The sequence below is a fragment of the Modestobacter sp. VKM Ac-2985 genome (genome assembly GCF_026967925.1).
In the GTDB taxonomy this organism is placed as follows: domain Bacteria; phylum Actinomycetota; class Actinomycetes; order Mycobacteriales; family Geodermatophilaceae; genus Modestobacter.
In genome coordinates this window covers 1-4,601 of the sequence record NZ_JAPVBI010000007.1, presented here as the reverse complement: position 1 = coordinate 4,601, position 4,601 = coordinate 1, and the positions used below count along the sequence as shown (strand labels likewise).

General features: G+C 42.1%; 5 protein-coding genes. 2 read left to right on the top strand and 3 right to left on the bottom strand.

What is annotated here, in order from left to right:
- The 3 genes from O2V61_RS22350 to O2V61_RS22340 all read right to left on the bottom strand — a co-directional run.
- On the bottom strand, positions 1 to 162 hold a 162-nt coding region (locus O2V61_RS22350), incomplete at its 3' end, for a tripartite tricarboxylate transporter permease (protein ID WP_269185481.1).
- A 12-nt stretch (positions 163 to 174) separates the two neighbouring features.
- Complete coding sequence (locus O2V61_RS22345) at positions 175 to 630, bottom strand: tripartite tricarboxylate transporter TctB family protein (RefSeq protein ID WP_269185480.1); 456 nt, start codon at positions 628 to 630, stop codon at positions 175 to 177.
- 64 nt (positions 631 to 694) lie between these two features.
- Positions 695 to 1,729 (bottom strand): tripartite tricarboxylate transporter substrate binding protein, encoded by a 1,035-nt coding sequence (locus tag O2V61_RS22340; RefSeq protein WP_269185479.1) that lies wholly within the window; start codon positions 1,727 to 1,729, stop codon positions 695 to 697.
- A gap of 405 nt (positions 1,730 to 2,134) precedes the next feature.
- On the opposite strand from O2V61_RS22340, the gene O2V61_RS22335 reads away from it, so the two are divergent.
- Together O2V61_RS22335 and O2V61_RS22330 are read left to right on the top strand one after the other, a co-directional pair.
- On the top strand, positions 2,135 to 3,607 hold the full coding sequence (locus tag O2V61_RS22335; protein WP_269185478.1) for a transposase: 1,473 nt from the start codon (positions 2,135 to 2,137) through the stop codon (positions 3,605 to 3,607).
- 426 nt (positions 3,608 to 4,033) lie between these two features.
- On the top strand, positions 4,034 to 4,453 hold the full coding sequence (locus O2V61_RS22330) for a CBS domain-containing protein (protein ID WP_269185477.1): 420 nt from the start codon (positions 4,034 to 4,036) through the stop codon (positions 4,451 to 4,453).
- Positions 4,454 to 4,601: the final 148 nt, after the last annotated feature.

Genomic DNA, 4,601 nt, shown 5'->3' with positions numbered 1-4,601 from the left:
AGTCGCTGTCACGGGAATAAGTAAGGCGACTCCGCTCATTGGTCCGATTCCCGGCAAAACGCCGACGGCCGTTCCAATCAGTACCCCAATAAAGGCAAATAGAAGGTTATGCCAGGAGAGAGCAGTTAAGAAACCGTTAAAAAGAAATTGAATTGTATCCATCCTATCACCTCTTTAGTTAATCCATACTGGAAAACCTGGCAAGGAGCCGTCCAGTACTTTAACATATAAATAATAAATCCCGCAGGAAAATCCCCCAGAAATCAGCAATGTTTTTAACCAGCCTCCTCTTTCCATTACCTGAAAGCAGACTGTCAAAAAAACAAAAGTTGTGATGACATAGCCAACCGTCTCAATTAGTAGCCCATAAAAGATTGCAGAGATAAGAATAATAAGAAATCGCTTATAATCGTATTGGCGCTTTTTCGATTCCGACATTGCATTTCCTTTTGTTTCAAATAACAGGCGCAAACTTAAAAGAATAAGGACAATCCCCAGTCCCATCGGAAAAATATCAGGCCCTACGTTGCTTCCATAAGCACTTGCGGCAATCTTTCTGCTTTCCAACACAAAACCAAGTCCAATAAGTAAAAATAAAATACTGGCATAACGGTCAAACCTGTGGGTCATTTTTCCATTCACCTCCGCTGATTAAACTGGGGGAAATGGCTCCATTTCCCCTGTGATAATATGATTATTTCTCCATATCCAACGCTTCCAGTAATTCAAGAATCTGTTTGTTTTGCTGATCAAGAAATGATTTGAATTCTTCTGAATTTCTGTACTCGCTTTCCCAGCCACTTTGTTCCATCGATTTTTTCCATTCGTCCGTCTCTGTCATTTTTTTAATTGTGTCATTCCAAAATGTTAAGGCTTCTTTACTCATTTCTTTAGGTCCGAAAATTCCCCGCCAGATCGCAAACTCAGCATCTATGCCCATTTCTTTCATCGTTGGAACATCTGAAAGCTCTCCTTTCAATCGTTCCGGTGCTGCTACCGCTAATACTTTGACCTTTCCGGCTTTCAGATATTCGATAACGGAAGAGGCATCTGTCGCAATTGCATCTGCATTACCGCCGAGTAAAGCGGTCATTGCCTCCCCTGTACCATCATAGGAGACATATTTCATCGACTTATGATCTACTCCAGACTTGTACGCAGGTAAAATCGAAACAAGGTGGTACATCGATCCAGGTCCCGATCCCCCCGCAAATGTTAATTTAGCCGGATCCTTTTTAAGATCCGCAATTAAGGACTCAATACTGTCATACTTTGAATCAGCTCGGACAACAATCGAGCCAAAATCCTTTGTGAGCTGTGCCAAAGGTGTTGTATCTTTATATCCAAAAGGGCTGTTTCCATCTTTTTTCAGATTATTAATTAATACAGGAGGTGAACCGGCAAAAAGTTTATAATCATTCTTAGAATCGCGACTCACGTAATCTGCTATAAAAACGGTTCCTCCACCACCTGGTTTGTTTTCAACTGTCATTGTTTGGTCAACAAGATTTGCTTCAGCCAATACTTTCGTGAAAGTTCTTGCTGTCCGGTCCCATCCGCCGCCTGCGCCAGAAGGGGCTACAACAACAATGGGCTTATCAGGATAGGGTTTTTCACCTTTTGCAGAGGCCGTATCGGAACTATTACTCTTTGCAGCTCCACAACCAGCGAGAACAACAGCCATTAACCCGCTTAATAGAATCACATTCCATTTCTTAAATTTTTTCATAGTACTTCACCCCTTTAATGAATTAGCACACACGTTAGTTCATTACAGTTATACAATGATCTACATAATTATGAAAGCGGATACAAAAAATGTAACGCTATTTGGACAACACTCTCATTTTTATCAGTGATTTTATTACGAATTTTAATGTTGCCTCCTCTCTTTTGAATAGACTCTCGGCACTCGCCGAGCTAGGTAGGTCAAGGGTTTACTTAACCTACTCATATGATGTCCCTCCTATTTTTGTAGGTGGGATTTTTATTTTTTCAATATTCTGAACTGGTAATGATAAGTCGTAATATTGTCACAAATGACCCATAAAAACACTTGACTTTTCAAATATCCCCCAATAATCGAGCGAGAAAGGTATTTATTTCCTTTACTACTAAATATCGGGGTGTCTTTGTGAAACCAGTTCTTATTCCTCATTCTTCGTATCAAGATTTTGTTATCAAGCAACTGCAGGAGCATTACTCCGGCGGTATTCTCGTCATTCACAAGAACCAATGGCCGCTCATTTCTAAACTCTGGATCACCGATCTCTCCCCCATCACGACCATGCTTCGGCCGTTCTATGACTGTAAGGGTCCTAAACCTCGCGATCCGGCTTCCATGTTCCGATCGGTTCTGGTAAACCTATTGGTCCGACCCGAACTCAGCATCACTGAATGGGTAGAGGAAATGCATACGGTTCCTCTTTACGCCATCATCAGTGGCTTTGAACCCGGTAACCTTCCCGGTGTCGGCACGTTCTACGATTTCTTTCCCCGCCTCTGGGGTTCTGAAAATAAGAATGCGACACGGAAGAAAAAGAGCAAGAAGTACCGTAAACGCAAGCCCCAAAAGGGCAAGAAGGGTGAAAAAGCGCCGATCAACAAACCCGGAAGAATAGAGCGATTGGTCCAATGGATTCTTCCCCGGCTGGACCAGAAAAAGGAGTTGCCTTCCGATCGACTGTTTACTTTCTTTCAGTCCCAGTTTCTGACCGTCTCAGCGAAGATGGGTCTGTTGGGTGAAATGGATAAGCTGAATGCCGCTGGTGATGGCACACCGATAGAGACGTCCGCCCGTCACCGGAGCCAAGCGACTTGTGATTGTCGTGCCCAAGGCCTTGCGAATTGCAAACATCCTCGCATCTACTCCCAACCAGACTGCGACTCCGGTTGGGACAGTTCAAGGGAGAAGTATTTCAACGGGTATCACCTGTACATGATCAACGCAAGCGACAGCCCTAATGACTTACCTCTGTACCCGCGTCTGAATCCGGCATCGACCCATGACTCGGTTAGCTTTGTTCTCAGTTCGGTTGAATTTACGCAACGTTTTACCTTGGGCACATTCGATAAAATTTTACTGGACGCCGCTCATGATGCCGAAGCCATTTACCGCTTGATTGATCAACAGAACCAAGAACCTATCATCGATCTTAACAAGCGCGGCAAGAAGAATATAGAGATGGGCGGAGATATTCGCATCTCTCCCGAAGGTGTTCCCATCTGCCCCAACGGCAAGAAAATGAGACCCAATGGATACGACAAGTCCCAGAACCGTCAAAAATGGAGATGTTCCCCATCCTGTGGATGTTCGACTGCCAAATACGGACGAACGTTCCATACGCATAGCAAGGACAATCTTCGATTGTTTCCCAAGACCTCACGGGAAACCGACCAATGGAAAACGATATATAAACGCCGGACTTCCGTAGAACGCTCCAATAAGCGGGAGAAGATCGACTACGCTCTCGAAGCCGGAAGCCATCGTTCCACGATGATGTGGTACATCCGAATATACGGCATTATGATGTGCCAGCACATCGATGCTTGGTATCAACATTCGAAAGATGAAATCAATATCAAAGAGTTGGTTCAGTTGGTTTAAAGTAAAAAACATTTTTTCAAAAATCTTCCAAGTAGAGGTTTCTTAAGTATGCTCTTTTTTGAAAACAGAATGAAAAATTTTCAATTCAGTTGCCACTCATAACAAAATTACAGAATTTCCAGTAAATATTTAGGCTAATATTCTAATTATTGGATATTATCACTTCCTTAATTCCGAGAGCCTATTAATATTTATCCCGCATTAACGGGCAGTAAAACCCCCACTGATGGAAGTTTCACTTTATATTATCACCTTCTATAAAACTATTTATACATCATTACCCGGGGAGGTTAGTTTTGTAAGAAATATAAAAAAGGAAGTGGCATATCACCACTTCCCTTTAACTATAGGTTACAAGTATAACCTGAAAAAACACGGGCATAATACCAAAGGTGAAAAAAATACTGAATAAGGCGGGCGATAAACATGACAACAGTACGCGAAATTATGACGAAAGATGTGAAGGTATGTGCACCACATGATTCTGTAACAGCAGCAGCAAAAATTATGCGTGATATCAATTGTGGTTCTGTTCCTGTTTGTGAAGACAAGAAGGTCGTAGGCATGATTACCGATCGTGATATCGTAATAAATTGTGTGGCAGATGGGAAAGATTGCAATAACACACATTGTCACGATACCATGACTACGGATGTAATCACTTGTACACCAGATACAGATGCACACGAATGTGCCCGCATGATGGCTGATCATCAAATACGTCGTATTCCTGTTGTAGAAAATGGTGAAATGGTTGGAATTTGTGCCATTGGTGATCTTGCAACATTGAACATTCATATCAATGAAGCCGGTGAAGCACTAAGTCAGATTTCTCAATCTAACTAGTTATAGAACATTGAGTCAGCATTTTTTGTCATCTGGGGTAGCGCCCGTAAATTGACATAAAACCCACGCTAAGACAATTTTTTGAAAAACAAAAGCCTGTTTTTCCTACTTTAAGGAGAAATAGGCTTAAATTAACTTATTAGGCTTT